Annotated in this window: 25 protein-coding genes, 1 tRNA gene and 2 pseudogenes; 16 read left to right on the top strand and 12 right to left on the bottom strand. The window is 62.3% G+C overall.

From position 1 onward, the window contains the following. Positions 1-46 precede the first annotated feature (46 nt). The 9 genes from OKW38_RS29935 to OKW38_RS29975 form a co-directional block, all read right to left on the bottom strand. Positions 47-487 carry a hypothetical protein gene (locus tag OKW38_RS29935; RefSeq protein WP_090807646.1) on the bottom strand — a complete coding sequence of 147 codons (441 nt, stop codon included), beginning with the start codon at positions 485-487 and terminating at the stop codon, positions 47-49. Positions 488-690: 203 nt separating this feature from the next. Next, entirely contained in the window at positions 691-2,397 is a 1,707-nt protein-coding gene (locus tag OKW38_RS29940) for a purple acid phosphatase family protein (RefSeq protein WP_429364493.1), read from the bottom strand. A 231-nt stretch (positions 2,398-2,628) separates the two neighbouring features. Beyond that, entirely contained in the window at positions 2,629-2,853 is a 225-nt protein-coding gene (locus OKW38_RS29945) for a hypothetical protein (protein WP_090807650.1), read from the bottom strand. Between the two features lie 115 nt (positions 2,854-2,968). Beyond that, a complete protein-coding gene (locus OKW38_RS29950; RefSeq protein WP_090810266.1) occupies positions 2,969-3,391 on the bottom strand; it encodes a hypothetical protein in 423 nt (140 codons plus the stop codon). Positions 3,392-3,420: 29 nt separating this feature from the next. Beyond that, positions 3,421-5,370, bottom strand: coding sequence for a putative bifunctional diguanylate cyclase/phosphodiesterase (locus OKW38_RS29955; RefSeq protein ID WP_429364495.1), 1,950 nt, complete (start codon positions 5,368-5,370; stop codon positions 3,421-3,423). A gap of 330 nt (positions 5,371-5,700) precedes the next feature. Continuing rightward, a complete protein-coding gene (locus OKW38_RS29960) occupies positions 5,701-6,642 on the bottom strand; it encodes an ABC transporter substrate-binding protein (protein ID WP_090807654.1) in 942 nt (313 codons plus the stop codon). Between the two features lie 120 nt (positions 6,643-6,762). After that, positions 6,763-7,791: an ABC transporter permease gene (locus tag OKW38_RS29965; protein ID WP_090807656.1), complete on the bottom strand. Its 1,029-nt coding sequence runs from the start codon at positions 7,789-7,791 to the stop codon at positions 6,763-6,765. 13 nt (positions 7,792-7,804) lie between these two features. After that, positions 7,805-9,322, bottom strand: a complete 1,518-nt coding sequence (locus tag OKW38_RS29970; protein ID WP_090807657.1) for a sugar ABC transporter ATP-binding protein — start codon at positions 9,320-9,322, stop codon at positions 7,805-7,807. Between the two features lie 79 nt (positions 9,323-9,401). Then, positions 9,402-10,163 (bottom strand): GntR family transcriptional regulator, encoded by a 762-nt coding sequence (locus tag OKW38_RS29975; RefSeq protein WP_429364497.1) that lies wholly within the window; start codon positions 10,161-10,163, stop codon positions 9,402-9,404. Between the two features lie 191 nt (positions 10,164-10,354). On the opposite strand from OKW38_RS29975, the gene OKW38_RS29980 reads away from it, so the two are divergent. The 4 genes and pseudogenes from OKW38_RS29980 to OKW38_RS29995 all read left to right on the top strand — a co-directional run bounded on the left by OKW38_RS29980 (position 10,355) and on the right by OKW38_RS29995 (position 14,149). Further along, the gene (locus OKW38_RS29980; protein ID WP_429333323.1) at positions 10,355-11,650 is read left to right on the top strand and encodes an L-fuconate dehydratase; all 1,296 of its coding nucleotides are present in this window, start codon (positions 10,355-10,357) and stop codon (positions 11,648-11,650) included. Positions 11,651-11,665: 15 nt separating this feature from the next. Then, positions 11,666-11,827 (top strand): annotated as a pseudogene (locus OKW38_RS29985) (RidA family protein); the annotation flags it as partial. Between the two features lie 27 nt (positions 11,828-11,854). Beyond that, positions 11,855-13,051: an aminotransferase class V-fold PLP-dependent enzyme gene (locus tag OKW38_RS29990; RefSeq protein WP_429364499.1), complete on the top strand. Its 1,197-nt coding sequence runs from the start codon at positions 11,855-11,857 to the stop codon at positions 13,049-13,051. Between the two features lie 78 nt (positions 13,052-13,129). After that, positions 13,130-14,149, top strand: coding sequence for a D-cysteine desulfhydrase family protein (locus OKW38_RS29995; protein WP_429364501.1), 1,020 nt, complete (start codon positions 13,130-13,132; stop codon positions 14,147-14,149). A 93-nt stretch (positions 14,150-14,242) separates the two neighbouring features. On the opposite strand, the gene OKW38_RS30000 is transcribed toward OKW38_RS29995, so the two are convergent. Continuing rightward, positions 14,243-14,327, bottom strand: a tRNA-Leu gene (locus OKW38_RS30000). A gap of 265 nt (positions 14,328-14,592) precedes the next feature. Here OKW38_RS30000 and OKW38_RS30005 point away from each other — a divergent pair. The 4 genes and pseudogenes from OKW38_RS30005 (at position 14,593) to OKW38_RS30020 (ending at position 16,847) form a co-directional block, all read left to right on the top strand. After that, entirely contained in the window at positions 14,593-14,790 is a 198-nt protein-coding gene (locus OKW38_RS30005) for a hypothetical protein (RefSeq protein WP_429364503.1), read from the top strand. Positions 14,791-14,839: 49 nt separating this feature from the next. After that, positions 14,840-15,061: pseudogene (locus OKW38_RS30010) on the top strand (glutathione S-transferase N-terminal domain-containing protein); the annotation flags it as partial. A gap of 551 nt (positions 15,062-15,612) precedes the next feature. Beyond that, complete coding sequence (locus OKW38_RS30015) at positions 15,613-16,338, top strand: cytochrome c oxidase assembly protein (protein ID WP_244144895.1); 726 nt, start codon at positions 15,613-15,615, stop codon at positions 16,336-16,338. Further along, positions 16,335-16,847, top strand: coding sequence for a CopD family protein (locus tag OKW38_RS30020; protein WP_429364505.1), 513 nt, complete (start codon positions 16,335-16,337; stop codon positions 16,845-16,847). The genes OKW38_RS30015 and OKW38_RS30020 overlap by 4 nt, the downstream gene beginning before the upstream one ends. Here OKW38_RS30020 and OKW38_RS30025 read toward each other — a convergent pair. Further along, positions 16,811-17,323, bottom strand: coding sequence for a DUF2231 domain-containing protein (locus OKW38_RS30025; protein WP_184040085.1), 513 nt, complete (start codon positions 17,321-17,323; stop codon positions 16,811-16,813). The two genes, OKW38_RS30020 and OKW38_RS30025, sit on opposite strands and share 37 nt — an antisense overlap. A 51-nt stretch (positions 17,324-17,374) precedes the next feature. Between OKW38_RS30025 and coxB the strand changes: the two genes are divergently transcribed. The 8 genes from coxB to OKW38_RS30065 all read left to right on the top strand — a co-directional run bounded on the left by coxB (position 17,375) and on the right by OKW38_RS30065 (position 24,867). Continuing rightward, the gene (gene coxB / locus OKW38_RS30030) at positions 17,375-18,061 is read left to right on the top strand and encodes a cytochrome c oxidase subunit II (RefSeq protein ID WP_090807672.1); all 687 of its coding nucleotides are present in this window, start codon (positions 17,375-17,377) and stop codon (positions 18,059-18,061) included. Further along, the gene (ctaD, locus tag OKW38_RS30035) at positions 18,058-20,595 is read left to right on the top strand and encodes a cytochrome c oxidase subunit I (protein ID WP_429364507.1); all 2,538 of its coding nucleotides are present in this window, start codon (positions 18,058-18,060) and stop codon (positions 20,593-20,595) included. Before coxB ends, ctaD begins: the two co-directional genes overlap by 4 nt. Beyond that, complete coding sequence (locus OKW38_RS30040) at positions 20,592-20,927, top strand: hypothetical protein (protein ID WP_090807675.1); 336 nt, start codon at positions 20,592-20,594, stop codon at positions 20,925-20,927. The genes ctaD and OKW38_RS30040 overlap by 4 nt, the downstream gene beginning before the upstream one ends. Before the next feature lie 51 nt (positions 20,928-20,978). Beyond that, on the top strand, positions 20,979-22,304 hold the full coding sequence (locus OKW38_RS30045; RefSeq protein WP_429364509.1) for a ferredoxin reductase family protein: 1,326 nt from the start codon (positions 20,979-20,981) through the stop codon (positions 22,302-22,304). Positions 22,305-22,480: 176 nt separating this feature from the next. Then, a complete protein-coding gene (locus tag OKW38_RS30050) occupies positions 22,481-23,251 on the top strand; it encodes a tetratricopeptide repeat protein (RefSeq protein WP_090807679.1) in 771 nt (256 codons plus the stop codon). Positions 23,252-23,271: 20 nt separating this feature from the next. Further along, complete coding sequence (locus OKW38_RS30055; protein WP_429364511.1) at positions 23,272-23,970, top strand: hypothetical protein; 699 nt, start codon at positions 23,272-23,274, stop codon at positions 23,968-23,970. 86 nt (positions 23,971-24,056) lie between these two features. Beyond that, positions 24,057-24,212 (top strand): hypothetical protein, encoded by a 156-nt coding sequence (locus OKW38_RS30060; protein WP_167368682.1) that lies wholly within the window; start codon positions 24,057-24,059, stop codon positions 24,210-24,212. A 265-nt stretch (positions 24,213-24,477) separates the two neighbouring features. Then, entirely contained in the window at positions 24,478-24,867 is a 390-nt protein-coding gene (locus OKW38_RS30065; protein ID WP_090807683.1) for a YunG family protein, read from the top strand. 62 nt (positions 24,868-24,929) lie between these two features. Here the strand turns inward: OKW38_RS30065 and OKW38_RS30070 are convergent, their stop codons facing one another. Continuing rightward, positions 24,930-26,279, bottom strand: coding sequence for an MFS transporter (locus OKW38_RS30070; protein WP_184061532.1), 1,350 nt, complete (start codon positions 26,277-26,279; stop codon positions 24,930-24,932). Positions 26,280-26,337: the final 58 nt, after the last annotated feature.

Consider the following 26,337-nt stretch of genomic DNA (forward strand, 5'->3'; position numbering starts at 1 on the left):
CGTCTGTGATGCGGACGCGGACCGGCCCTGTCGATGTCATGCCGTCTCAGTCGTAACGACGATGCTTGTGATGGTGCTTGCCCGATTGGTGGCCGCGGGAGTAGTCGTTGGCATACGAGTTCGAGCGCGAGATGTTGCCGCCGAGCGCCGAACCCGCGCCGCCGCCGAGCGCGGCGCCGACCAGGCCGCCGGTGCGGCCGCCCATCGCGTTGCCGGCCGCGGTGCCCGCCCCGCCACCGAGCGCGCCGCCAATGATCGCGCCGGTACGTTCACGACGATTCGACGTGACCGCGCCGCCCGCCCCGCCGCCCACTGCGCCGCCGATCACCGCGCCGGTGCTGCCGCCCACCGCGCCGCCGACTGCCGCGCCAGCGACGCCACCGAGCGCACCACCGAGCATGTTGTTCATATCACCGGCGAGTGCCGGCAACGACGCCGCGGCGCTCAATGCAGCCACGGCAACCATCTGAATGATTTTCTTCGACATATCGGGTCTTTGTTTTAGTGAGACGGCGCCGAGTATAGCGGGGCTTTCGAAAGGCCTTTGTAACCACGAGAGTCTGCGGCGGTAAGACGTGTAACAAAATGAATGGGGCATTGTTCTTTGCGGTGACCGTGAAAAAACAAGGGCCGCTCGTGATGAGCGGCCCCTGAAAATTGAATGCCGATCAGTGAATCAAATCTATCCTTCTACCCGCGCCGCTTCTTCTTCAATTCGATCGTCTCGAACAGATCATATTCCGGTGTCGGCGTCTGATCCGCGCCCGGCGCATGGTAGTAGTTCATCGTGATCGTGGTGTCGCCGCCGCGCTGCCCCGGATCGTAGTCGAACACCGCGATGCCGTAACCGGTGCCGGTATCGCGTTGGGCGGACCAGATCGCGTCTTCGACCGCGTCGGCGCTCGCGCGCACGAACGTGCCCGCGGTCGTCGACGGCACCGGGCGATTCGGCTTCGTGAAGATGCGCGCCTGCGGCAGGCCCGTGCCGGTATCGACGCCGTACACGTCGAGCGGCGCGCTCGTGCCGCCGCCGCCGAGAACCAGGTGGATCGTGCCGTGGCTCGTATCGAACGTCGATGCACCCGCCGATACCGCCGACATGATCGGCTTGGGCTGCAACGTATCGACCGGGTGCCCCGTCGCGATGTCGGTGCCCTTGTTGTGATTGCAACCGCGCACCGGATAGCTGCGCTCGTAGTCGTGATCGTGACCGCACAGCACGAGATCCACACCATAGCGATCGAACAGCGGCAGCCACGCTTCGCGAATGCCCTTGTCGGAACCGTTGCCGGTCTTCGACGAACTGAGCGCGTCCTGATGCATCTGCACGATGATCCAGTCCACGTCGTTATCGTGCGATGCATGCCGCAGCACTTTTTCGAGCCAGCGTGTCTGCTCGCCATTGCTATAGCCGCGCACGTACAGCGACGTGCCCGCCGGAATCGGCGGATTGCCGGTACTCGCGACCGGCGTCAGCGGCGCGGGCCCGGCGACGAAAGCGGCGGCATCCTGATAGACGACGTCGTCCGCATCGAGCGAAATGAACAGCACCGAGCCGACGCGGAAGCTGTACCAGCGGCCCGGAAAACGCGTGTGATTATCGGGCAGCACGTAGCGCGACAGATACGACGCAAGGCCCTGCTCGCCGTTGTTGAATTCGAGCTCGTGATTGCCGGGACACGGCATCCACGGCCGGTTCGACGCCGACGTCTGCGCGTTGTTGCCGAAGTCGCGCCACACCTCGGGCTGCTGCGTCGGATTCAGATTCGCATAGCAGAGGTCACCGTTCAGCAGATGGAAGAGCGGCTGAAAGCGCTCGACGGCCGCCACCGCAAAGCGGCTTTGCGGCGACGACAGCACCCAGTTCGTATTCGGCGTCGCGAGATCGCCGTAGCTCGTCCAGCGAAACGGCGCGCGGCCGCGCGGCGCGGTACGAAAACTCGCGGTGAAGGGTTGCGCTGCATTGCCGTCGTTATCGGCCGTCACTTCGTACTGATAGCTCGTGTCGGCCTTCAACTCGCGCACGCGCGCGTGATAGTTGAATACGACCTCGCCGTTGAGGCCGTCGGTGTACGTGCTTTGCACCGCGTGCACCGTATGTTTCGCGTGGTCCCCGTTATTGGCGCCGCTTATGCGCACCTGCGGATTGACCGCGGGCGCGAGCGACGACCACGACACGGTAATTTCGCTCGTCGGGTCGCTGCCCCAGGTCAGATGGATCTGCTCGGGCGTGCCATCGGGTGTGCCGCTATTGGCGCCGCGCGCGGTCGATGCGAGCACGCCCGCCGCCGTCGCGAGACTCGATGCGCCGGCGAACTTCAGAAAGCCGCGACGCGAGACGATCGATGCGCCGTGCTCATCGGCAGGCGTTGTCTTGACGATTTTTCTGTTCGACATGTCCGGTATGGTTGTTCAGGTGGAAGAATGCCAGCGCAAAACAACGCCCCGCGGGGCGAGCGCGGACGGAAAGTGACGGACGATCGTAGCCGGACGGCGATGACAGCCCGATGAAAGATCGGGCGAATAGCGGAAGGAGGGTTCGATATCGAAAGGTCTATAAAAACAGATTGCCGGTGCAGCGCGTGATTCGATCGCGCGCATGCAACCGGCAATCCGCTTGACGTCCGTTCAGGTCTGGGAACTTGTATCGTCCGCGGCCTGAGCGTTGTCGGCGTCGTCCTGCTTCTCTTCTTCTTTCTTTTCCACCAGCGATTCCAGCTTTCCAGCGCCTTCGAAACCGGCGATAGCGGCCACGCCTTTGGTCAGCAGACCCGCTTGTGGATCGACTTTCTCCGCGGCTTCAACGGCGGCAACCGCACCGGCAATCTTGCCCACTTCGTCCAGAAGTCCCATGTCGCACTCCAACAAAAATAAGTGAAATTGCATCGTCTCACGAACTTCGCGGCATGTCCTCAAATGTTAAACCGCTTGACCATGAAGCTTTCGGACTGAAATTTAAGCGGCTGCCTCACACGCGGGCGGGCGGCTGCGGATTGTTCGCGGGATTCGTGTCGTACCTCGAAACGCGAAGAATACCGTTCGCCTCGATCAGCTTCGACAAGCCGGCCTCGAGGGCATCGGCGACGTCCTTGTCATACACTTCGTCGCCATTCACGTGGAGCGTGAACGACTGCAGGTACTTCGCTTTCTTCTCCGGGTTCTCGATGGTTTGCCGTGTCCATTGATAAAGCGGGTAGTTCCCGATGCCCATTTTCTGCGCTTCGCTCACGTAGTCGGCGAATGCATCGAACTGGCATTTGAGCGTTGCGTGATGCGTTTGCAAAATGGCACGTAGCGCTGGATGCGCGGCGCACGAAGGGTCCGCGCGCAGCGAGTTGGCAAGTTCCATCGACGCGGTGATTCGCAGTTGAAATTGCAAGGGAGACGACATTACGACCTCGATCGCATCGGTAACGGATATCAAAAGTCCGCAGGCGCGGCCTTGTCGGCGACACGCGCGTCGAGCACCGCTGCGCACTGCTCGATTTCTTCGTTGCACATCGGCTTGCCGAGCAGATAACCCTGCGCATGCGTGCAACCGCATACGCGCACGAAATTGAGCTGCTCCTGGGTTTCGATGCCCTCGGCCGTGGTCGGCATGCCGATCTCGCGCGCCAGCGCGACGATGCCGCGCACCACGGCCGCCGATTCGCGCCGATGCACGGACTCGCGGACGAACGAACTGTCGATCTTCAGCTTGTCGAACGAGAAGCGCACGAGCGTGGACATCGTCGAAAAGCCGGTGCCGAAGTCGTCGAGCGCCAGCCCGATACCCAATGCGCGCAATCTGGTGATATTGCGGCGAGTCACTTCGTCGTCGTTCAGCAGTGCCGTTTCCGTGACCTCGAGGTTGAGCCGCGTCGGCGGCAGCCTCGTTTTCCGAAGTATTGCCGTCACCGTCGATGCGAACGATTCCTCGCGCAATTGCACCGGCGATACATTGACCGCGACGATCACCTTGTCGCGCCACGCCGACGCCGCCATGCACGATTGCAGCAGCACCCATTCACCCAACGCGAGGACCAGGCCGGTGCGCTCGGCGGTCGGAATGAACGCGGACGGCGACAACTCGCCGCGCGTCGGATGGGCCCAGCGAATCAGCGCCTCGCGGCCCGCTACCGCGCCGGTATGCAGATCGATGATCGGCTGATACTCCATGCGCAAACCATTGAACGACTTCAGCGCGCCTTCGAGGTCGCTGCGCAGCAGGCTCAGGCTTTCGTCGGATACGTGCTTCTCGGCATCGAAAATCGCGAACGCGCTTTTGCCGCTGCGCTTGACGCCGTACAACGCGCGGTCCGCGCAGATCAGCAATTGCGGACCCGTTTTCGCATGTTCGGGATAGAGCGCGATGCCGACGCTCGCGCCGATATGCACGAGCGCTTCGCTCAACACGAACGGCCGCGCCAGCGTTCTGACGATGCGATCGGCCAGCACGCGCACGTCGCGAAGCTGCCCGGCGTCGTCCGAGATCGCGACGAACTCGTCGCCCGCCAGGCGGCCAACGTGGTCGCCGCTCGGCAGCAGATCGCGCAAACGGGAGGCCGCTTCCTGCAGAATCTGGTCGCCGGCGGCATGACCGAGACTGTCGTTGATCGCCTTGAAGCCGTCGAGGTCGATCAGCAGCACCGCGAACGCCTCGCCCTGCCGCGTCGAACTCTCGCCGGTGCGTTCGATCAGCAGCTCGTTGATACGCGCGCGATTCGGCAAACCGGTCAGGCTATCCTGGCGCGCGAGGCGATGACTGTTTTCCCGCGCGAGCAGCAACGCAACGGTGTCGCGATTACTGCGCAGCGCAACCGTGAAGAAGCCGGCCGCGCAAAACGGAGCCTGAAATAGCAGCACGAGCTTGCCATTGCCCGGCGACATCGCCGCGCCGACACTCAGAAAGCCGAGAATAAAAACGATCTGCAATAACGCAAGCCGCGGCGTGCCCGCATTGCGCCCGGACAATCCGCCGATCACACCGACCGCACAGACGTTTCCAAGCAGAAAAAGCGTGGGACTTCCGCTGATATTGCACAGGAATGTGCCAAACCCGAATAACGCGCTCCACAACAGACTCGCGAAAATAAACGCGGAAGTCGGCGTGGGCAGCCCAAGGGCTGCCCGCGTGCGGCATAGCCAGATCAGCGTGAGCCGCGCGATCAGCAATGCGACGACCGCAATGCCCCACGCGGCATATAGAGGAATCGGATAAAGATAATACGCGGTTGCGCATACGCTGATTTCGCAAATCGACGCGAAAACGATCGATGCGGTTCGCGTGAACAGGTTGGCAAGCAGAATCTGCCGGTTGTCCGGACTCAGGTTCTGGGCCGAGGATACGACCCACCTGGAAAATGGAGACCTTGGTTCGGTAAAAGCCATGACCTGCGCATTCGACGGTGGGTGGGTCCGAATCGGCATGCGAATGGACGGCTCGTGCAGCGATTACATAAACATAAAGTATCAGATTAATGCATGCAATGGCGTGAAATGACCGGCAGCCGTGGATCAAAAGCACTGCATGAGCGCGAATCACGACTTGCTCGACGGAGTACGAGCGTTCGGATTACATGTTGTTGCGGCGCAACGGACCGCTCGATATAGCGCGATTCCGAAGTTGCGGAACGGCAATAAAAAAGAGGAAGATCGTGGCTCTCCCTCTTTGAGGATTGCCGCAGCCTCGGCTTCCCGAGTCGCGATCGCCGGCCTCGCTTAGTCGTACAGCACGGCTGCGATCTTCGGATCGTTCATGTTGGTCTTGTCGTACCAGTAAAAACCGGTGTCGATCTTCTTCGGCAGCTTCTCGCCGTGCAGCGCCTTGACCGCCGAGTCGACCGTGCATTTGCCGATACCGACCGGATTCTGCGTAATCGCGCCGGCCATCAAGCCCGACATGATGTTCTCCTTCTGCTCCTTGCCGGAGTCGAAGCCGATCAGCACGAGTTTCTTGCCCGATTCCTTGACGCCGATCGCCGCGCCTTCCGCGGAACCTTCGTTTGCACCGAAGATACCCTTCAGGTTCGGATTCGCCTGGATCATGGTCTTGGCGATTTCCGCGGACTTCAGGTGATCGCCGGCGCCGTATTGCACGGACACGATCTTGATGTTCGGATGCTTCGACTTGATCTGATTGACGAAGCCGTCGCGGCGATCGACACCGGTGCGGCTCGTCTGGTCGTGCACGATCACGCCGACTTCGCCGGAATTGCCGATCAGCGCGGCCATCTTGTCGGCGGCGAGCGCGGCGGCGGCGACGTTGTCCGTCGAGCAGGTCGTCAACGGAATATCGCTGTCGACGCCCGAGTCGAATGCAATCACCGGAATCTTTTCGTTCTGGGCGCGCTTGAGCAAGGGGATGGCCGCCTTACTGTCGAGCGCCGCGATGCCAAGCGCCTGCGGCTTCTTCGCGAGCGCGGCCGACAGCATGTCGATCTGCTTATCGACCATCGCTTCCGTTTCCGGTCCCTCGAACGTGATCCTGACGTTGTTCGCTTTCGCGGACTGCTCGGCGCCCGATTTGACGGCTTGCCAGAACTGATGCTGGAAGCCTTTCGAAATAAGCGGAATATACGGCTCGTCCGCATACGCGAGACTACTTCCGCCGACGAGCGCACCGACACCGACCACGATACCGATCAGTCTTCTCTTCAACATGGGGCCTCCTCCAATGGTTGGGCTGTCAAGCCGCTATCGAGCTTTCGAGGGAGCCTTCACGTGCCCCTCTCTCTCCTGCTCCTGCGTTCCCTGCTTATTTGCTGCTTCCTTGCTCCTGCGTCAACTTCTCCGGCTGCGCCGCAGGATGTCCGCATACACCGCCAGAATGATGATCAAACCGGTCACGACGATCTGCCACTCCTGCGCGACCGACATGATGCGCAGTCCGTTGGTCAGCACGCTCATGATGAAAGCGCCGATGATGGTGCCGAGTATCGTTCCCGAACCGCCGCTCAACGACGTGCCGCCGATCACGACCGCCGCGATCGCATCGAGCTCGTAGCCTTGACCGAGCGCCGGCTGCGCCGAATTGAGCCGCGACGCGATCAGCAGACCCGCGATGCCGCAGATAGCGCCGCCCACGCCGTAAATCGCGATCTTCCAGCGATCGACATTGACGCCCGAGAGCCGCACCGCTTCCTCATTGCTGCCGAGTGCGAACGTATAGCGGCCGAGCGCGGTGCGATTGAGCGTAATAGAACTGACGATCGCGAGAAAGAACAGGATCAGTACCGCATTCGGAATCGGCACGCCCGGCAGGAAATAGCCGATCAGCGAATCCTGGGAAATACGGTAGAAGTTCTCGGTATCGGTGAAATAGATCGGCTTGTCCGCCGACACGACGAGCGAAAGACCTTTGAGCAGCATCATCATGCCGAGCGTCGCGATGAATGGCGGGATCTTCATTTTGGCGGTCAGCGTACCCGATACCGTGCCGCACACCGCGCCGGTCGCGAGTGCCGCGAGCACGCCCGTCCACATCGGCAGATGCCAGTATGTGAGAAATACTCCGCAAATCACGGCGGTAAATGTCATCAACGTACCGACCGACAGATCGATGCCGCCCGTAATGATCACGAACGTGGCGGCAATCGCCAGCACGCCGTTCACAGCTGTCGCCTGAAAAATGCCGAGAATGTTGTCAATCTGCATGAAGGCCGGCGATGCGAAGCTGAAGAACACCAGCAACAGGATAAGGCTCGCGAACGCGAGCATCTTTTGCACGGCGGTCGGCGCGAAAATTCGGCCTTTCAGCCCGGAAGTGCGCCTTTCGTTGTCCAGCGCCGCGGTATCCGTTCGCAATGTCATGTCGTAGACCTCTTCAGGCTTGTACCGTTTTCAGGGTTTCGCGCAGCGTCGCGAGATGCATGATGCGCTCCTGCGTCGCTTCGCTGGCGGACAGCTCGCCGGTAATGCGGCCTTCGCACATCACGACGATGCGGTCGCTCATGCGCAGAACTTCCGGCAGCTCGGAGGAGATCATCACGATCGCCTTGCCTTGCGCCGCCAGCGAGCGCAGCAGCTTGTAGATTTCGCTTTTCGCGCCGACGTCGATGCCGCGCGTCGGTTCATCGAAGAACAGTACGTCGCAATCGCGCTCGAGCCATTTCGCGATCACGATCTTCTGTTGATTGCCGCCCGACAGGAGCCGCACCTGCTGCGTCGCCGAAGGCGTGCGAATCGCAAGCAGCTTGATGAAGTGCTGCGCTCTTTTGCGAATCTGCCCGCGGCGCAGAAACATATTGATTGACAGGAACTTGCCGAGATCGGCCATCACGATGTTCGATTCGACATCCATTCCCGTAGCGAGACCGAAGCGCTTGCGATCTTCGGACAGGTAGCCGATGCCGCGCTTGACCGCATCACTGGGCCTCTTGATCGACGCCTTCACGCCTTTCACGAGTATCTCGCCCGATTCGACCGGATCGGCGCCGAACACCGCGCGCGCAACCTCCGTGCGGCCCGCGCCCATCAAGCCTGCGAAACCGAGTATTTCGCCCTTGCGCAATTCGAAACTGACGTCGCGCACGAGCGGACCTGCGACGAGATTTCTCACTTCGAGCGCGAGTTCGCCTTTCACCGGCGCGCTCTCGACCGGCGTCACGTCGCCCAGCGTGCGTCCGACCATCATGCCGATGATCGTCTCGACGGCGGTGCCCTCGGTCGGCACGGTGGCCACATACTCACCGTCGCGCATCACGGTCACGCGATCGGTGATCTGCTTCAACTCGTCCATCTTGTGCGAGATATAGACGACCCCGACGCCTCGCTCTCTCAATTGACGGATGATCCGGAACAGCTCGGCAATCTCGGCATCGTTGAGCGCGGACGTGGGTTCGTCCATGATCAGCACGCGCGAATCGAAAGACAGTGCTTTCGCGATCTCGACCATCTGCTGACTCGCGACGGTCAGCGTACCGACCATCGTGCGCGGATCGAGTTTCACGTGCATGCGGGCGAGGATCTCGCTTGCCTGCGCATTCAGTTTGTCTTCATCGAGGAACAGACCCAGACCCTTGCGCGGCTCACGGCCGATAAAGATGTTCTGCGCGATGCTCAGATGATTCATCAGTTGCAGTTCCTGATGAATGATGCCGATGCCGACAGCTTGCGCGTCGCGCGGACCTTGAAAATCGACGGGCTTGCCGTCGAAGAGAATTTCGCCGGAATCGCGCGTATAGACGCCGGCGAGAATTTTCATCAGCGTCGACTTGCCCGCGCCGTTCTCGCCCATCAGCGCATGGACCTCGCCGGCCATGAGTTCGAACCGGACGTCATGAAGCGCTCTTACGCCCGGAAAGCTCTTGCAAAGATTGTTGACGGAAATGAGTGGGTTCATGTGCTGGTCTGTCGACGGCTGCCTATATCACCGACGTTGTTACGGTGGAGCTTTTTACGGCTTTCATTGCAGCTTTCATTCAAGGCGCGAACAGGTCGGGCCGCTCTTTTGCGGACCGGTGCAATTCGGCGACGACCTGGTCGAGATGATCGTGCATCGCTTTCGCGGCCGCATCGCCGTCGCCGGCGCAGAGGGCCTTGAAGATGCTCTCGTGCTCTTCCAGCGTATGCGTGAGCCGTTCTGGACTCGCGAGCAATTGTCTCGCGCGGTCCAGCGCATTGCGCGACACCGCGACGATCTCCTTCACGCGCGGCAGCTTCACCGCGTCGAGCAGGATTTCATGGAAAGCCAGATCGAGCGCGTGAAACGCCAGACGTTCGCCATTTCCAGCCAGACTGCGCTGCTGATCGAGATTGCTTGCCAATGCGTCGAGCGTCGCCCTGTCGTGCATCAGCGCGACCCCACGCACCGTCTCGACTTCCAGTGCGCTGCGGATGAACAGATGCTGGCGGATGTCGTCGAGCGCGATCGGTTTGACGCGCGTGCCGCGTTGCGGCAAAACCTCGACGAGACCCGCATGCGCAAGCCTCGCCAACGCGGATGACACCGGAAAGCGCGACACCCCCATGCGTTCGCACACGGCCATCTTGTCGATCATCATGCCGGGTTCCAACGCCAACGTAACAATCGCTTCTCGCAACGCCGCCTCGACCGCGTCGGTCAAGCTGCCGCGCTCGCCGCCGCCGACTTTTTGCAGTGCGACATACGGGTCCCCGGCGGCATTCTCAAGTTCGGTCGAGGAATTCACGAAGGCCTTGATTTCGAGAAGACATGCTAGCATGCTAGAAAGTGAATGCCGCGTTGTCAACGCGTACAAATGCCTGGAAATACCTAGGGATGCCTGGTATCTGGCAACTCCGGGCTTACCCGTACGCGCAGCAGGAACGCGCGCACAGAGAACGTGCGCACGAAACCGATCCGTCTGCGTCCGCGGACGACAAGCCGAGAGCCACAGCCCCGGAGGGTGCGCAGATGACAACGATCACAAGGCTGTCCGTTCGGGACATCCGGTTCCCCACCTCACGTTCGCTGGACGGCTCCGACGCGATGAATGCCGCGCCGGACTACTCCGCCACTTACGTCACGCTCGAAACCGACACGCCGAATCTCACCGGCCACGGCCTCACGTTCACGATTGGCCGCGGCAATGAAATCTGCGTGACCGCCGTGAATGCACTCACGCCGTTGATCGTCGGCAAGAAGCTCGAAGATATCGCTGCGAATATGGGCGCTTTCTGGCGCGCATTTACTTCGGATAGCCAACTGCGCTGGATCGGCCCCGACAAAGGTGCGATTCATCTTGCCACCGCGGCGGTCGTCAACGCGGTGTGGGACCTGTGGGCGAAATCCGTCGGCAAGCCGGTCTGGAAGCTGCTGGTCGACATGAGCCCGGAAGAACTCGTGCGATGCCTCGACTTTCGCTACGTGACGGATGCAATCACGCCGCACGAAGCACTCGCGATGCTGCATCGTCATGCGAAGACCAAGGGCGAGCGTGAAAAGGAAATGCTCGCGCACGGCTATCCGGCCTATACGACATCGGCGGGCTGGCTCGGTTACGACGACGACAAGATTCGCCGTCTCGCGCGCGAAGGCGTCGCGCAGGGATGGACGCATTTCAAGCAGAAGGTCGGCGGCGATCTGGAGGAAGACGTACGGCGCGCGCGCATTCTGCGCGAAGAGATCGGCGAGAACCGGAAGCTGATGATGGACGCGAACCAGGTGTGGGACGTCGATGAGGCGATCGCGAACATGCGCCGTCTCGCCGAGTTCGACCCGTGGTGGATCGAGGAGCCCACGAGTCCCGACGACATCCTCGGTCATGCGGCGATTCGCCGGCGGCTCGGTTCGATTGGCGTCGCAACCGGCGAGCATTGCCACAATCGCGTGATGTTCAAGCAACTGCTGCAGGCGCAAGCCATCGACTTCTGCCAGATCGACAGTTGCCGGCTCGGCGGACTCAACGAAGTGATCGTCGTACTGCTGATGGCCGGGAAGTTCGGTGTGCCGGTGTGCCCGCATGCGGGTGGTGTCGGCTTGTGCGAGTACGTGCAGCATATTTCGCTGTTCGACTATATCTGCGTGTCGGCGTCGCTCGAGAATCGCGTGCTCGAATACGTCGATCATTTGCACGAGCATTTCGTGGATCCCGTGGTGATCCGCAACGGGCACTATATGCCGCCGCAAAGGGCCGGGTATAGCATCGAGATGCTCGAAGGGACGCTGGACAGGTACTGGTATCCGGAAGGAGAAGCGTGGCAGGAATGATGCTGGAGGGTAAGGGTTGGTGTCGTCGCGCAGATCGTCGCGGCGACGGGCGACCGGCTCGAGCGTGTTCATCGCGAGCACGCCGGCCGTCACGCGCGCAGCGCGGTGGATGTTGCGTCGCTGCCGGCAGGGGTCGCCGTCGAGGTCGAAGCGGTTGTCGCCTTGCAGAACGTCTGAATTCAACTCATACACTCGGAGCCGCCAATGTCTTCTCCGCTGTCGCCCGCTGTCATCGACGCAATACGTGCCCGCACACCCGGTGTTCGCAGTACCACGCACTTCAATCATGCGGGCGCGTCGCTGCCGTCGGCCGCCACGCTCGAAGCGATTCACGCGCATCTGTTGCGCGAAGCCTCGATGGGACCCATGGAAGCGGGCGCGGCTGCCCGCGAACAGACCGAACGGGCGCGCACGCTCGCCGCGCGACTGCTGAACGCTCAGCCCACCGAGATCGCGTTGACGACTGGCAACTCGCCGGGCTGGGGCGCTGCTTTCGCGGCATTGGGTCCGTGGCGCGAGGGGCAACGCATCCTCGTTGCGCGGCACGAATGGGGCGGCAATCTCGCGACGATGCGTCTTCTGGCGCAGCGCGCGGGCGCATCGATAGAGACGATTCCTTCCGATGAGAGCGGCAGGGTCGATCCTCGCGCGCTCGAAGCAATGCTCGACGACCGGGTCCGACTGATTGCGCTGACGTGGCTGCCGGCCAATGGCGGACTGATCAATCCGGCCGCCGCGATTGGGCGGATAGCACGCCGTCACGGCATTCCGTATTTCATCGATGCGGCGCAGGCCGTCGGACAGCTTCCGATCGACGTCGTCGAAGTCGGCTGCGATGTGCTGGCCGGCGCGGGCCGCAAGGCACTGCGTGGACCGCGCGGCACCGGGCTGCTATACGTCCGACGGGATTTTCTGCCCCGCTTGACGCCGGCCTTCGTCGACACGTATTCCGCGCCGCTCGACGTCAATGGCGACCCTGTACTGCGCGACGATGCCGTGCGTTTCGAATCGTCGGAAGCGTCGCTTGCACTGCATTGCGGATTGGCGAATGCATTGGACGAAGCGCTGGAAATCGGCATCGACAACATCCGCGCGCAGATCGATCGGACCGCGCAGACATTGCGCGAGCGGTTGGCCGCGATGGAGGGCGTGCGGGTGCTCGACCAGGGTGTCGAGCGATCAGGTCTGGTGTCGTTCAATGTCGCCGGACTCGATGCCATGTCGGTGCGACGCGCGTTGGCGGCACAGGGCATCACGATCGGCTCGAATGGCGTCGCGTACACGCCGTTCGATATGACTAGCAGAGGGCTGACACAGATCGCGCGCGCATCGGTCAGCTATCTGACCACCGACGCCGAAGTTGATAAATTACTGGCTGGGATAGGGACGTTGACGCATTGAGCACTCGAGTCAATGAGAACTTTGCGTCAGTCAAATGAATGGAAACGTCTCTTTCAACTCAATCGCCCGCACACGACCATGAACTCCGCCTCATCGCACCGCCTCGATTTATCAAAGTTTCCGCGCCATGCGCTTCTCGAAGGCCCGACGCCAATTCAGCACCTTGCGCGTCTGAGCGCTCGCCTCGGCGGGGCGGACATCTACGTCAAAAGAGAAGATCTGACGGGACTAGGTGGCGGCGGCAACAAGTTGCGCAAGCTCGAATTCCTGATTGGCGAAGCGCTCGCGCGCGGCGCGGACACCATCGTTACCGTCGGCGCGCGGCAATCGAATCATGCGCGCCTCACGGCGGCCGCGGCGGCTCGCGTCGGACTTCGATGCGAGCTGGTGCTGACGAGAACCGTGCCACGTTTCGACCACGACTACATGGAGAACGGCAACGTGCTGCTCGATGCGCTATTCGATGCGCGCGTGCATGATCTTCCCGGCACGGCCAACGCATTGCAATTCGCCGAGGAACGCGCGAACGAGTTGCGAGCGCAGGGCCGTAACGTCTATGTGTGTCCGTTGGGCGGTTCGAGCCCGGTCGGTTGTCTCGGCTACGCGGACTGCGCAGCTGAACTCGTCGCGCAATCGCAAGCGCAAAACGTGGCCTTCGATCGCGTCGTGGTGCCGAATGGAAGCGGCGGCATGCATGCGGGGCTGGTCGCGGGTCTTGTTGCGCTGGGCCTGGATCCGTCGCGTGTTGCCGCATTCACGGTGTATGGGAATGCTGGCCACGCGCGCACGGTTACTCTGGATAAGGCGAATCAGACGGTCCGGCTGATCGACCCGGGCCTAAGCGTGAGTGATGACGCCATCTCGATCGACGAAGAGCACCTCGGACCCGGCTATGGCATTCCAACCGATAACATGCGCGCGGCTGTTCGGCTGATGGCATCGACGGAAGGTCTGTTGCTCGATCCCGTGTATAGCGGCAAAGCATTTGCGGGTCTTGTGGAAAACGTGAGCAACGGGAAGTACAGTGCCGGACAGAAAATTCTATTCGTGATGAGCGGCGGGCTTCCGGGGCTATTTGCCTATCGGAACGAGTTCTGAGCGCAGAAGCGGAGACAACGCGATGGTCTGATACGGCCGCCGTTGTCTGAAGAAAGCGCGAAGCGCTTGAAGATTCGAATCGACGATTCGAAATGGTGCCCAGGGCGGGATTTGAACCCACACGCCTTTCGGCGCTACCCCCTCAAGATAGTGCGTCTACCAATTTCGCCACCTGGGCAGAGGGGCGCCATTGTATCAGCCTGATTATTTTTTTGAAGCCCCTCGCGTGATTTTGTTCTGCAGTTGCAATACCGGTCGAAAAACCGACGAGGCGTTCACCCCGTATCGCTGCCCGGCGACCGATTCGAGCGCGGCCCGGCGCCTCGCAAGAGCTCGTAAGGTCTGACGCTTGTGGGCCGCTACCCGGGTGAATGCGACAAATGGTGGGCCGCTATGCTCATACGCTGATGCGCTGAAAGAGCGCCCTTCACGCCGAACATATCATGTCACCACGACGCACATCTTCTTCGCGACTTCGGTATCGTCTTTTTCTCGCGTCGCTGCTGGCGTCGATAACGCTGCTGCAGGGTTGCGCAACGACGGCGGAGAACCTTGCCGTAGGGTTTGGTCTCGGCGCGGTCGGCGCCGTGTCGGCGTTAGGCTGCCTGCTCGCCTGCGAGATGGCCAATCAGCACTGGTGAAAGGCTGCATGGCGCGCGACGAGCAGCTAGTATTCGAAGCTCGACATCGATGACTAACGAAAACGGAGCCCCTGTGGCACACCCGCCCTTCCACCTCTACACCGACGCCCAATTCGCCAGCCCCTACGCGATGTCCGTCTTCGTCACGCTTCGCGAGAAGCGCTTGCCGTTCGACCTTTCGACCGTCGATCTCGCGAACAAGGCGAATCACGCCACCGACTATGCGGCCCGCTCATTGACGCGGCGCGTGCCGACCCTGATACACGAAGACGGTCGATAGAAGTAACAAAGACCAGCAAAATAGCTGAATACGAAAGTATTAAAAGATGCGGTAAAAGCGAATATTACATTCGCGTTTTATCAGAGCTTCGCTGCTCCGCCATGGCCCGATTCCGCGCCCGCTCCCTTTGTTTCCTCGCGCGTACGATGCTGACAACGATCAGCACGATCGCAAGCAATGTCAATTCGATCATTGCGGGAATTCGGATGGGATCATGAAACATGGCGGGCCTCCGTCACATGATTTCATCATAGTACGCCGGGCAGGTCAGCCTGAAGTATTGCGCCGCACCATTGCAATCTTACCGCCGCCATTACACCGGCTTTTATCCAGCCGGCAAAAGCCTCGAGTGACAAATTGAAAACATTCTGTCACGCAAAAACTTACAGGATTCAGATAGCCGTCCCTAAACAGTTTATTTGCGCTAGAGTACGTGAGCGATCAGTTGGATCGTGAGCCGTCCCGACAATTCGAAGGCGTTATCTGTCACGCGTTTGCTTGCGTGTACTAAGAAGCACCTGGACTCGTTGAAGACATCGCCCATGCCATATTTTCCTGTCGCCTACTGTGGTCCCGCGGCTGTCCCTGAAAGCTTGTGGCTGCGCTGGAATACGGATCCGCCATTGCTCGTCGCGCTCGCGGCGCTCGCATGGCTCGTGGCCAGCAACCGCTCGGCGAATGCACGGGCGGGATGGGGCGCCGTCGCATTGATGGCCCTCGTGTTCGTGTCGCCGCTCTGCGCGTTGTCCTCGGCATTGTTCTCCGCACGCGTCACTCATCACGTCATTTTGATCGCTGCAGTAGCTCCATTGCTCGCCCTCGCGTTTCCGCTGCCGCGCCTCGCGCATCCGCCGCTCGTGCCGGTGGTCGCCGCTCATGCGGTGATCATCTGGCTGTGGCATGCGCCTGGGCCTTATGCGTGGGGACTCGCGACGGTACCCGGCTACTGGCTGATGCAGATTACTTTGCTTGGCAGTGCATGGCTCATGTGGCGCAGCATCTTCTCGCCGTCGCTGCCGACCGGCCCCGCGCTGATGGCGCTCGTCGCGACGATCGGCCATATGGGTTTGCTCGGCGCGTTGATCGTGTTCGCGCCGGTGCCGCTCTACGTCGCGCACTTCGCGACCACCGCCGCGTGGGGGCTCACCCCGCTCGCCGACCAGCAACTCGCCGGACTGTTGATGTGGGTACTGGCGATGATCCCTTATCTCGCGGCAGGACTTTCGCTCGTCTGGTCAAGCCTGCGCGTCAGAGAGCCCGCGCTGTGACGACCCTGCTGAAGTTCATTCATCTGGCCGCGATCGCCGTCTGGTCGGGCGGTTTGATCGTGCTGCCGTATCTGTTCTGGCAGCGCCGCGGGCTCGTGGCGGGCACCGAACTCGACCGGCTGCACCGCATCACGCGTCTCGTGTTCGTGGAGTTGACCTCGCCCGCCGCTTTCGTCGCGATTGCGAGCGGCACCGTGCTGATTTTTCTGCAGGCCACCTTCGTCGAATGGTTCACCGCGAAGATGGTATTCGTCGGCATCATGGCGATGCTGCATGTGCTGGCCGGCCTCGTACTGCACGATCTGTATCTGCCCGACGGCAGGTTCAGCCGTGCCTCGGCGATCGCGCTGACCATCGCTTATCTGATCGTGATCGTCGCGATCATCTGGATCGTGCTGGCCAAGCCTCACATCGACTCGAACCTGCTGGCCCCGCATCTGTTCGAGCCCGGTGGACTTGGCCGCTGGCTGCATCACTCCTTCGGCGAAACGAGAATTCCGACGCCATGATCGAACACGAGCTTGCCCCCATGCCAGCCGGCGAAGCCCGTCATCACCGAGCTGAGCACCGACAGCACGAGCCCATGCGGCAGGATCTCATCGGGGTAATAAAGGCGCACGCCCCAGTTCGCACCCGCGAGCGCGACGAGCGTCATCGCGGCGACCGCATGCGACCAGCTCGCTTCCTTCAGGCGGATACCGCGCACCAGCAGCAGCTCGGCGGTACCGACCACGCTCGCAGCCACCCCGCTCCAGAACGCGAAGCCGGCGGCCCACAAGCCGGCGCGAATCCAGAACGGGTCGCCCGTCCACCAGTAGATTACGTCGACGCCCAACGTCGCGACGACGAACGCGATCGGGAAATGCACCATCATCACGTGAATCGGATGACCGACGAGCGCCACCACCGACCCCTTGTCGAGCCGCAACAGCTCGAGCATCACTTCGCTTCGCGTCTCGTTTCCAGCATTGCCTTTGTTTGCCATGATGGTGTGTCCTCGCATCGGGTGCCTGGTGGTGCAAACCATCATAGCTGCTTGCGCCTGGCCGTCCAAGCCGGATCGCTCGCCGCGTTGTCCGGCTGCACCGGGCCGCTCTCGACGCTCGAGCCATCGGGTCCGGCCGCCGCATCGATCGCCGGGCTGTGGTGGGTGATGCTGGCGGGCGCCGCGATCCTCTTCGCGATGGTGCTCGTACTGTTTCTGATGACGGTCTTCCGGCCCGGCTGGGGCTCGCACGTGTCGCCCGCGCGCTGGATCGTGCTCGGCGGTCTCGTGCTGCCGGCAGTGATCCTGATCCCGTTGATCTGCTACGCGCTGTACGCGGGCGAGCTGCTGCTGCCGCTGCGCGCGCATGCGCCCGCGCGCATCGAGGCGATCGCGCAGCAATGGCGCTGGACCTTCCGCTATCCGGAGCTCGGCAACGTCGAAACCGAGAACGTGCTGCATCTGCCCGCGGGCACGCCGGTCGACATCGTCGTGACCAGCATGGACGTCGTGCACGCATTCTGGATTCCGCGCTTCGCGGGCAAGATCGACGCGGTCCCTGGCCACCACAACCTGCTGCGTATCCAGGCCGATCAGCCCGGCCAGTACGCCGGCCAATGCAACCAGTTTTGCGGCATCGGTCACGCGGGGATGCACTTCACCGTGATCGTCGATCGTCCGGAAGATTTTCCGGCTGCTGTCAAAAACGCCGCCGCCAACGGGGAGGTGAAGAAATGAGTGTGCCCGTCGAGCCGCCATCACAGGGCATCACCGCGCTGCGGCTGCATCGCCAGCTTGCCGCGATCTGGGCCACCGGGCCAGGCGTGCAGAGACTTACCTCGGTCAACCATACCGTCCTCGGCTTGCGCATCATGATCACGTCGTTCGTGTTCTTCGCGATCGCGGGGATTCTCGGCATGCTCACGCGCGTGCAGCTCGCGACGCCGCATGCGGCCTTCATGGATGTTGAGACCTATAACCAGGTCTTCACGATGCATGGATCGATGATGCTGTTCCTGTTTGCGATCCCGATGGTGGAAAGCTTCGCGGTCTACCTGGTGCCGAAGTTTCTCGGCGCGCGCGACCTCGCGTTTCCACGGCTGACCGCTTACGGCTACTGGTGCTATCTGTTCGGCGGCACGATCCTGACCGTGTCGCTGATCCTGCACTCCGCGCCGGACGGCGGCTGGTTCATGTACACGCCGCTCAGCTCGAACGTGTACACGCCCGGACTGAACGCCGACGTGTGGCTGCTTGGTATCACGTTCGTCGAGATTTCAGCGCTTTCGCTCGCGGTGGAACTCACCGTCTCGATCCTCAAGATACGCGCGCCGGGCATGTCGATCGATCGCATGCCGATCTTCGCGTGGTACATCCTCGTCACCGCGATGATGATGATCGTCGCGTTTCCGCCGCTGATTCTCGGCTCGATCCTGCTCGAGGTGGAGCGCGCGTTCAACCTGCCGTTCTTCGATCCGACGCGCGGCGGCGATCCGCTGCTGTGGCAGCATCTGTTCTGGCTGTTCGGCCACCCGGACGTGTACATCATCTTCCTGCCGATGGCCGGCGTGCTCTCGACGATGATCCCCGTGTTCGCGCGCCGCAAGCTAGTCGGCTATCGCACGATCGTCGTCGCGATCATCGCGCTCGCGTTCCTGAGCTTCGGTATCTGGGTGCACCACATGTTTACGGTGGGCATTCCACATCTGGCGCTCGCGTTCTTCTCGGCGGGCTCGGCGATCGTCGCGGTGCCCACCGCGATCCAGTTCTTCGCGTGGCTCGCCACGCTGTCGCACGGCCGCCCGCGCTGGGACGTGCCGATGCTGTACATCTTCGGCTTCTTCTTCGTGTTCACGTGCGGCGGGCTGACCGGCGTGATGCTCGCGATCGTGCCGTTCGACTGGCAGGCGCACGACACCTACTTCGTCGTCGCGCACCTGCACTACGTGGTGGCCGGCGCGCTCGCGTTTCCGATGCTCGCGGCGTTCTATTACTGGTTGCCGCTGCTGACCGGGCGCACCGCCGTGCATAACCTTTCGGTGCCGGCGTTCTGGCTCGTGTTCATCGGCTTCAACATGACGTTCTTCCTGATGCACCTGACCGGCCTGCTAGGCATGCCGCGGCGCGTCTTCACCTATAGCGGCGACGAAGGCTGGAACTGGCTCAATCTGCTGTCGTCGGTGGGCAGCTTCGTGATGACGATCGGCTTCGCGCTCGTCGTGATCGACATCGTCGTGCAATTGCGTTTCGGCCAACGCGTGCGACGTAACCCGTGGCAATCGACCACGCTCGAATGGGCGATGCCGATTCCGCCCGCGCCGTACGCATTCGCATCGATCCCGCACATGGACGCCGAAACCGAAAAGGTGCCCCCGGGCCAGCTAGCGACCTCTCTAGCGCGCGGCGAGGGTTACCTCGGTTTCACGCGCAACGGCTGGCAGGAGACGCTAGGCGTGCATATGACGTCGGGCGAGCCCGAACAGCTGATCGTGCTGCCGAACTCGACGTATCTGCCGCTCGTCACCGCGCTCATGACCGCCGCCGCGGTGCTCGCGATGCTGTTCAAGTTCTATCTGCTGTCGGTCGCGTTCGCATTCGTGACGTTTGGCCTCTTCATCTACGCGGGCCAGAGCGCGGGGCACGCGCGCGATTACGGCGCGCTGCCGGTCGGCCGAGGCGTCAGCGTGCCGCCGCATACCGAGGTCGTCGGTTCGCCGTCATGGCTTTCGATGATCTGCGCGCTGATCGCGAACAGCACGCTGTTCACCTCGCTGATCTTCGGCACGTTCTACCTGTGGATTGCCGCGCCGAACTGGCCGGCAGCCGTGACGCCGCATCCGAACCGCGGGCTCGCGCTCGTCGCGGCCGTCGCGCTCGCGGTGGCCGCAGCCGCCACGCGTGGCTCGTTGCGCGCGGCCGCCGCCGAGCGCAAACCGCACGGCACGATCGGGCTGAGCGCGATCGCGCTGATCGTCGCGCTCATCGCCTGCGTGATGCTGATCAACGGCGTGACACCGAATCCGCGCGAGCATGCGCTCGGCGCGACGGCCGCGGCGCTGCTCACGTACATCGCAGTTCACGCGGGCGTCGGGTTGTTGTTCCTCATCAGCAACGTGCTGCGCGTCGGCGCGGGCTTCGTTTCCGCGCGACGCCTGACCGATCTGCGTCTCACCCGCCTGTGGGTCGATTACACGCTGGCGACGGGCATCATCGCGCTTGGACTCGTGCTCGCGCTGCCGAGCCTCGTCGCCGTGCTGGGAGCCAGACCATGAATGCGCGTCCGCTTTCGCCGCGGCGGTTGTGGTGGCTCGCCGTCGGCTTCGCGATCTGGTGTCTCGCGTTCGTGATCCTGTATGCGCTGCACGCGATCGGCTGCGCGTTCGCGTGGCCCACCGGCCCGCTGCGCGCGAGTCTCGCGATCATTCTGCTGCTGCATCTGATCGCGCTCGGCTGGCTATGGCGCTATCGCGCCGCGACCCGCGACCCTGGTCCCGAACGCATCAGCTCGTTCATGCATACCGTCGTCGTCTGGACCCTGATCGCGGCGCTGGTCGCGACCGTGATCACGTTCGGGCCCGCGCTGCTGCTCACCACCTGCGTTTGAACGCGGACTGAGCGCGAGCGGGACCGCCGCACCCGGCATGGAGAAGCACCGATGCAGTCTCGAGATCTCGTGCGCAAGGCCGTCTGGTCGGTCATCTATCTACTGTTCATTCTCGCGCCGCTGTTTGCGCTGCTGACCGGCACGCTCCCGCCCGCGCGCAACTTCGGCACCGAATTCTCGGTGGCGCTCGGCTATTCCGGACTCGCGATGATGGGCCTGCAATTCGGCCTCACCGCGCGCTTTCGTCACGTGACCGAGCCGTGGGGCGAGGACGTTATCTATCATTTCCATCGACGTGTGTCGCTGCTCGCGGTCAGCCTGGTCGTCGCGCATCCGCTGATCCTGTTCGCGATCCGCTCGGACAAGGTCGCGATGCCCGGCTCGCTGCTCGAGGTACCGTGGGGCGCGTGGTTCGCGTTCCTGTCGATCGGCTCGGTGATCGTGCTGGTGATCACCGCGCTATGGCGCAAGCAATTGAAGATTCGTTACGAGCTGTGGCATTTGTCGCATATCGGGCTCGCGTTAGTCGCGATCTTCGGCGGCGTGCTGCATATGATCGGCTGGGGCTTCTATCTGACCGATCCGTTCAAGCGCACGCTGTGGATCTGCATGACAGCATTCTGGGTAGCGCTGCTGCTGTACGTGCGTCTGTTCAAACCGCTCTTCATGATCAGGCGTCCGTACCGGATCGCGGAAGTGCGCGCCGAACGCGGCGACACGACGACGCTCGTGATGCAGCCCGACGGCCACGCTGGCTTTCGCTTCAAGCCCGGTCAGTTCGGCTGGCTCAACGTGTGGGGCAGCCCGTTCAGGATCACCGGACACCCCTTTTCGTTCTCGTCGAGCGCCGAGGCCGCGAACGGCCGCGTCGAAATGACGATCCGCAATCTCGGCGATTTCACGAGCCAGGTGAAGACGATCGAAACAGGTCGGCGCGTGTATCTGGACGGACCGTATGGCGCGTTCACGATCGGGCATCCGACCGACATGCACGTGCTGATCGCGGGCGGTATCGGCATCACGCCGATGATGAGCATGATCCGCTCGCTTGCCGATCGCGGCGACCAACGTCCGCTCGTGCTACTGTACAGCGGCAAGACTTGGGACTCGCTGACTTTCCGCGAGGAGCTCAATGCGCTGAAAGCGCGGCTCGATCTGCGCATCGTCTATGTGCTGTCGGACCCGCCCGAAGGCTGGAGCGGGGAAGTCGGGCGCATCGACGCCGCGATGTTCCGGCGACATCTCCCGCCCGAGTTCGCCGATCACGAGTATTTCATCTGCGGCCCGGACTCCATGATGGATGCGATCGAAACGGCGCTCGGCGAAATGAAAGTGCCGCGCATCCGCTACCATTCCGAACGCTACAGTTTCGTCTAGGAGACTTGCGATGCGCCGACTGTTGGCCAACCGTCTCGTCGTTGCCACCGGCGTGATCGTCGTGGCGTTGTCGCTTCTATTCGCGTATCTGCGGGTCGGTTCGCTGCATTAGGGCCCGGTTACGCCAAAGACGGGCTCGCGGCGCGCTTTTCCTCATGCTCGAAGGTTGAATCGATATGCCCTACTTTTTTGGAATTGGTCTTCACGTTTTCATCGCGATCTTTTTCGCCGTCCACGCGATGCGCAATAACCAGGGCATCTACTGGCTATTCATTCTGTTTGCTTTTCCGCTGCTCGGCAGTGTCGTGTACTTCTTCGCAATCTATCTGCCGGGTCTGCGCCACTCGCGCGGCGCGCGCGTGGCCACGCAGGCGATCACCCAATTCGTCGATCCGAATCGCGCGCTGCGTGAAGCGCGCGCCGCTTTCGACCGCGCGCCGACCGTGCAGCATCGGATGCGGCTCGGCGAGGCCTTGCTCGCGGCCGGCAATCCGCGCGAAGCGCTCGAACATTTCCAGACCGCGGCGAACGGCCCATTTGCAAACGATCCCGCGCTGCTGCTCGGTCTCGCGCGCTCGCAGTTCGCGCTCGGCGACTACACGGCCGCGGACGCGACGTTGGCGGATCTGTTCTCGGTCAATCCGCGGGCACGCAACCAGGGCGAGCCGGCGCTGCTGAACGCGCGCACGCTGGCCGCGCGGAATGCGCCGGGCGCACGCGCGGCATTCGAACAGGCGCTGACCTGCGCGACCGACGTCGCGCCGCGCTGCCTGTTCGCCGACTGGCTCGCCGCGCAACCGGAAGATGCGGACCGCCGCCGCGCCGGCGCGCTCTATGCCGAAATCGTGCATGACGCCAAACATTGGCCGCGCCACGCGCGCGAGCACAATCGCGAGTGGCTGCAACGGGCGCAGGCCGCGTTGGCGGCCGGCGCGGCTCGAACGTGAGCAAGCCGAGGAGAACTTCGATGCGACGCACGACCCGGTCTTTTGCTTCGGCGCTGTGCGCCGCGCTTGCGGCGATTGCATTCGGTGCCGGTGGCGCTTCGACTTCCGCGCAGGCTGCTGGCATGGACAAGCAGTTCGAATGGCCCGCGTCGTTCGTCGTGCTCGGCGATGGCTATCCGCACTCGGGCGATGCATGCCGGCGGCTCGGCGAATCGGCCGCGACCGTGAACTATCTCGACCATATGGCGATGCTGGTCGGCTGTCCGGGCTCGCGCGACAGCACCGCCGTGCGCGCGATCGTCGGGCATCAGCGGCACGCGCGCGTGGTCGGCGAAGCGGAAGGCGTGACGCTGATTTCGATTTCGACTGAAAGCGCTCAGGCCGGCTCGCAGAACGGCCACGGGCCCGTGAAGGAATCGCCTATCAGCGCGAGCGGCACGTTGCCGTGCGAGCGCGGCAACGGACAGACCAAAACGATGTGCAAGTTCGGCGTCGTGCATCACAGCGATCGATCGACTACGGTCGTGGTCTACTGGCCCGACGGCACGACGCGGGCGATTTTCTTCGGCGTCAACGGCCGGGTAGTCGGCACGGCCGCGTCCGCGAGCGATCGGCCGATGCCCGGCGACACGCTGACGCGCAAGCATGCCGGCATCAATCTGATTTCAGTTGGCAATGAGCGCTACGAAGTCGAGGACACGGTTCTGTCCGGCAGTTGAATTGCGTTGAAGCACATCGGCGCAAGCCATCCGCGGTCGAACGCCTGATTCGACGCACGCCACGTTCATTTCTATCCCCAGTAACGATGACGCTGACGGCACCGGCGGGATCGAACAACGCGCAGGTATTCATCGATCCGCCGACCTCGAGCAGCGCAGGCGTGCGCTCGCAGCAGGCCGCGTATCTGAGCGCGACGCACTACTGCCCGAGCCTCGCGATCCTGAGCGGCGCGAAGTCGTAAGCGGTCAGCGCGACGCAGTTATCGATGATTCGTTGACGCGTCGCGCAATCGAAGGCACACTCGCTCACTATGCAAGCCCTCACGTACCGCCCGACTGCAAAGCATCATCATGCGCATGCCCGCGTGGGACTGCCTGTGGGGACTCGCATACGCATACGCCGCTAGACATCATTCGCTGCGACATGCGCCAGAAAGCCCCGCCGGCAACGACGGGGCTTTTTGTTTTCCGCGACCTTATCCGCTCATCGAACGAAGGATTGCCGCCATGACACAGGAAGCACAGACGCCTGCCGTATCGAAGACCTTTGCGGCGCCCATCGATCTATACCGCGTCCTTGCACGCGTATGGGCCGGCGATACGTCGAGCCCCACGCACGCGTGGTCGTCGACGAATCCCGCGCAGAATCATTGCAGCGTTACGTCTCTGATCATGCAGGACTATTTCGGTGGCGAGATTCTGACGACGCGTACGTCGGGGGGCACGCACTTCTACAACCTGATCGACGGCAGCAGATGGGATCTGACGGTCAGCCAGTTTGCCGAGCCGATTCCATTCGACGATACGCGTTCGAGTCGTGAGGCGGCGTTCGCTGATACGTCGCGGGAGAAATACGAACTGCTGAAGTCGAGGCTCGCGCAAAGCCAGCTGAAATAAACGCTCAATCAAACACGCGTGGCCGAACTGCATCGATACGCGGTTGGCCACGCCATGTCACCTCAAACAATCACTTCCTGCTTCCCCGGAATGCCTTGCCCGCGCAACGAACACCCGCGCGTTTCAGGCACGTAGATCAACGCAATCGCCCCCACCACGCACGCGGCCATCATGTAATAAGCGGGCACCAGCGCATTGCCCGTATGCGCGACCAGCCATTCGTTCGCCATCGGCGCCGTGCCGCCGAAAATCGACGTCGACACGTTATACGCAATCGCCATCCCCGCGTAACGGACCTGGGTCGGAAACATCGCGGGGAACATCGCCGAGATGCTGGCCAGTTGCGGCACGTACAACAGCCCGAGCACCGCAAAGCCGATGAACGCGCCCGCCACGCCGAGCTTCATCAGCAGGAACATTGGAATCGCCGCGACGAACAGGCCAATCAGCGAAAACCACCAGACGTTCTTGCGTCCCACGCGATCCGAGAACGTGCCCGCGAACGGCAGAAACACCATCATCGCGAGCATGCCGATCAGCGGCACGAGCAGGGACATGTTGTCGCTCATGCCAAGCTGCTTCTGCATGAAAGTCGGCATATAGGCGAGCAGCACGTAGTTGACGACATTCAAAGCAACCACGAGTCCACCGAGTTGGATCAGCGGTTTCCAATAGTCGCGCAGCAATGCCTTCAGCGTGACGCAGCTATGCTGCTCCTTGTGCATCGTTTGTTCGAGCTCGCGAAAGACCGGCGTGTCTTCGAGCCTGGAGCGCAGATAGAAACCGATCAGGCCGAGCGGCGCTGCAATCAGAAACGGCAGACGCCATCCCCACGCATGCATTGCCGTGTTGCCGAGCACGACGGAGCAACCGAGCATCAGAAACGCGCCGAGCGAGAAGCCCGACAGCGTCGCGAATTCGAGGAAGCTGCCACAAAAGCCGCGCTTATTGTCCGGCGCGTATTCGGCCATGAAAGTCGCCGCGCCGCCATATTCGCCGCCCGTCGAAAAGCCCTGGATCATCCGCAGAACGACGAGGATAACCGGTGCCCACCAGCCGATGCTCGCGTATGTCGGCACGAGTCCGACCAGCAGCGTTGCGACCGACATCAGGATGATCGTCAACGCGAGGACGTGCTTGCGGCCGAGGCGATCGCCGAGCGGCCCCCAGAACAGGCCGCCAAGCGGACGTACGAGAAACGAAATGGCGAACGTCGCGAGCGCGAACAACGTGGCCTGCGCGGTGCTGCCGGGAAACAACGCGGCCGAAATATAGCTCAGGCCGTAGGCGTAAATACCGTAGTCGAACCACTCGGTCGCGTTTCCGAGTGCCGACGCCGCGATTGCGCGTCGCAGCAAGCTGCGCGCCTGCGGTTGCGCGCTCTGCGCGGTCCATGAATGTACGTAGTGCATGTCTTCTCCTGGGATGTTTCTATGCGACACAGGCAACGTCGCCCGAATCCACGATACC

Source organism: Paraburkholderia sp. MM5496-R1 (genome assembly GCF_050436205.1).
GTDB classification, from domain to species: domain Bacteria; phylum Pseudomonadota; class Gammaproteobacteria; order Burkholderiales; family Burkholderiaceae; genus Paraburkholderia; species Paraburkholderia tuberum.

Excerpts from the sequence above, each read along its gene's own strand:
- OKW38_RS29940 (WP_429364493.1), bottom strand. The coding sequence starts at position 2,397 with ATGTCGAACAGAAAAATCGTCAAGACAACGCCTGCCGATGAGCACGGC.
- OKW38_RS30070 (WP_184061532.1), bottom strand. The coding sequence starts at position 26,279 with ATGCACTACGTACATTCATGGACCGCGCAGAGCGCGCAACCGCAGGCG.
- OKW38_RS30065 (WP_090807683.1), top strand. The coding sequence starts at position 24,478 with ATGACACAGGAAGCACAGACGCCTGCCGTATCGAAGACCTTTGCGGCG.
- OKW38_RS30060 (WP_167368682.1), top strand. The coding sequence starts at position 24,057 with ATGACGCTGACGGCACCGGCGGGATCGAACAACGCGCAGGTATTCATC.
- OKW38_RS29970 (WP_090807657.1), bottom strand. The coding sequence starts at position 9,322 with ATGAACCCACTCATTTCCGTCAACAATCTTTGCAAGAGCTTTCCGGGC.
- OKW38_RS30045 (WP_429364509.1), top strand. The coding sequence starts at position 20,979 with ATGCAGTCTCGAGATCTCGTGCGCAAGGCCGTCTGGTCGGTCATCTAT.
- OKW38_RS30055 (WP_429364511.1), top strand. The coding sequence starts at position 23,272 with ATGCGACGCACGACCCGGTCTTTTGCTTCGGCGCTGTGCGCCGCGCTT.
- OKW38_RS29975 (WP_429364497.1), bottom strand. The coding sequence starts at position 10,163 with ATGCTAGCATGTCTTCTCGAAATCAAGGCCTTCGTGAATTCCTCGACC.
- OKW38_RS29950 (WP_090810266.1), bottom strand. The coding sequence starts at position 3,391 with ATGTCGTCTCCCTTGCAATTTCAACTGCGAATCACCGCGTCGATGGAA.
- OKW38_RS29935 (WP_090807646.1), bottom strand. The coding sequence starts at position 487 with ATGTCGAAGAAAATCATTCAGATGGTTGCCGTGGCTGCATTGAGCGCC.
- ctaD (WP_429364507.1), top strand. The coding sequence starts at position 18,058 with ATGAGTGTGCCCGTCGAGCCGCCATCACAGGGCATCACCGCGCTGCGG.
- OKW38_RS29960 (WP_090807654.1), bottom strand. The coding sequence starts at position 6,642 with ATGTTGAAGAGAAGACTGATCGGTATCGTGGTCGGTGTCGGTGCGCTC.
- OKW38_RS30015 (WP_244144895.1), top strand. The coding sequence starts at position 15,613 with ATGCCATATTTTCCTGTCGCCTACTGTGGTCCCGCGGCTGTCCCTGAA.
- OKW38_RS30005 (WP_429364503.1), top strand. The coding sequence starts at position 14,593 with ATGTCACCACGACGCACATCTTCTTCGCGACTTCGGTATCGTCTTTTT.
- OKW38_RS29965 (WP_090807656.1), bottom strand. The coding sequence starts at position 7,791 with ATGACATTGCGAACGGATACCGCGGCGCTGGACAACGAAAGGCGCACT.
- OKW38_RS29955 (WP_429364495.1), bottom strand. The coding sequence starts at position 5,370 with ATGGCTTTTACCGAACCAAGGTCTCCATTTTCCAGGTGGGTCGTATCC.
- OKW38_RS30040 (WP_090807675.1), top strand. The coding sequence starts at position 20,592 with ATGAATGCGCGTCCGCTTTCGCCGCGGCGGTTGTGGTGGCTCGCCGTC.
- OKW38_RS29945 (WP_090807650.1), bottom strand. The coding sequence starts at position 2,853 with ATGGGACTTCTGGACGAAGTGGGCAAGATTGCCGGTGCGGTTGCCGCC.
- OKW38_RS30050 (WP_090807679.1), top strand. The coding sequence starts at position 22,481 with ATGCCCTACTTTTTTGGAATTGGTCTTCACGTTTTCATCGCGATCTTT.
- OKW38_RS29990 (WP_429364499.1), top strand. The coding sequence starts at position 11,855 with ATGTCTTCTCCGCTGTCGCCCGCTGTCATCGACGCAATACGTGCCCGC.
- OKW38_RS29995 (WP_429364501.1), top strand. The coding sequence starts at position 13,130 with ATGAACTCCGCCTCATCGCACCGCCTCGATTTATCAAAGTTTCCGCGC.
- OKW38_RS29980 (WP_429333323.1), top strand. The coding sequence starts at position 10,355 with ATGACAACGATCACAAGGCTGTCCGTTCGGGACATCCGGTTCCCCACC.
- OKW38_RS30025 (WP_184040085.1), bottom strand. The coding sequence starts at position 17,323 with ATGGCAAACAAAGGCAATGCTGGAAACGAGACGCGAAGCGAAGTGATG.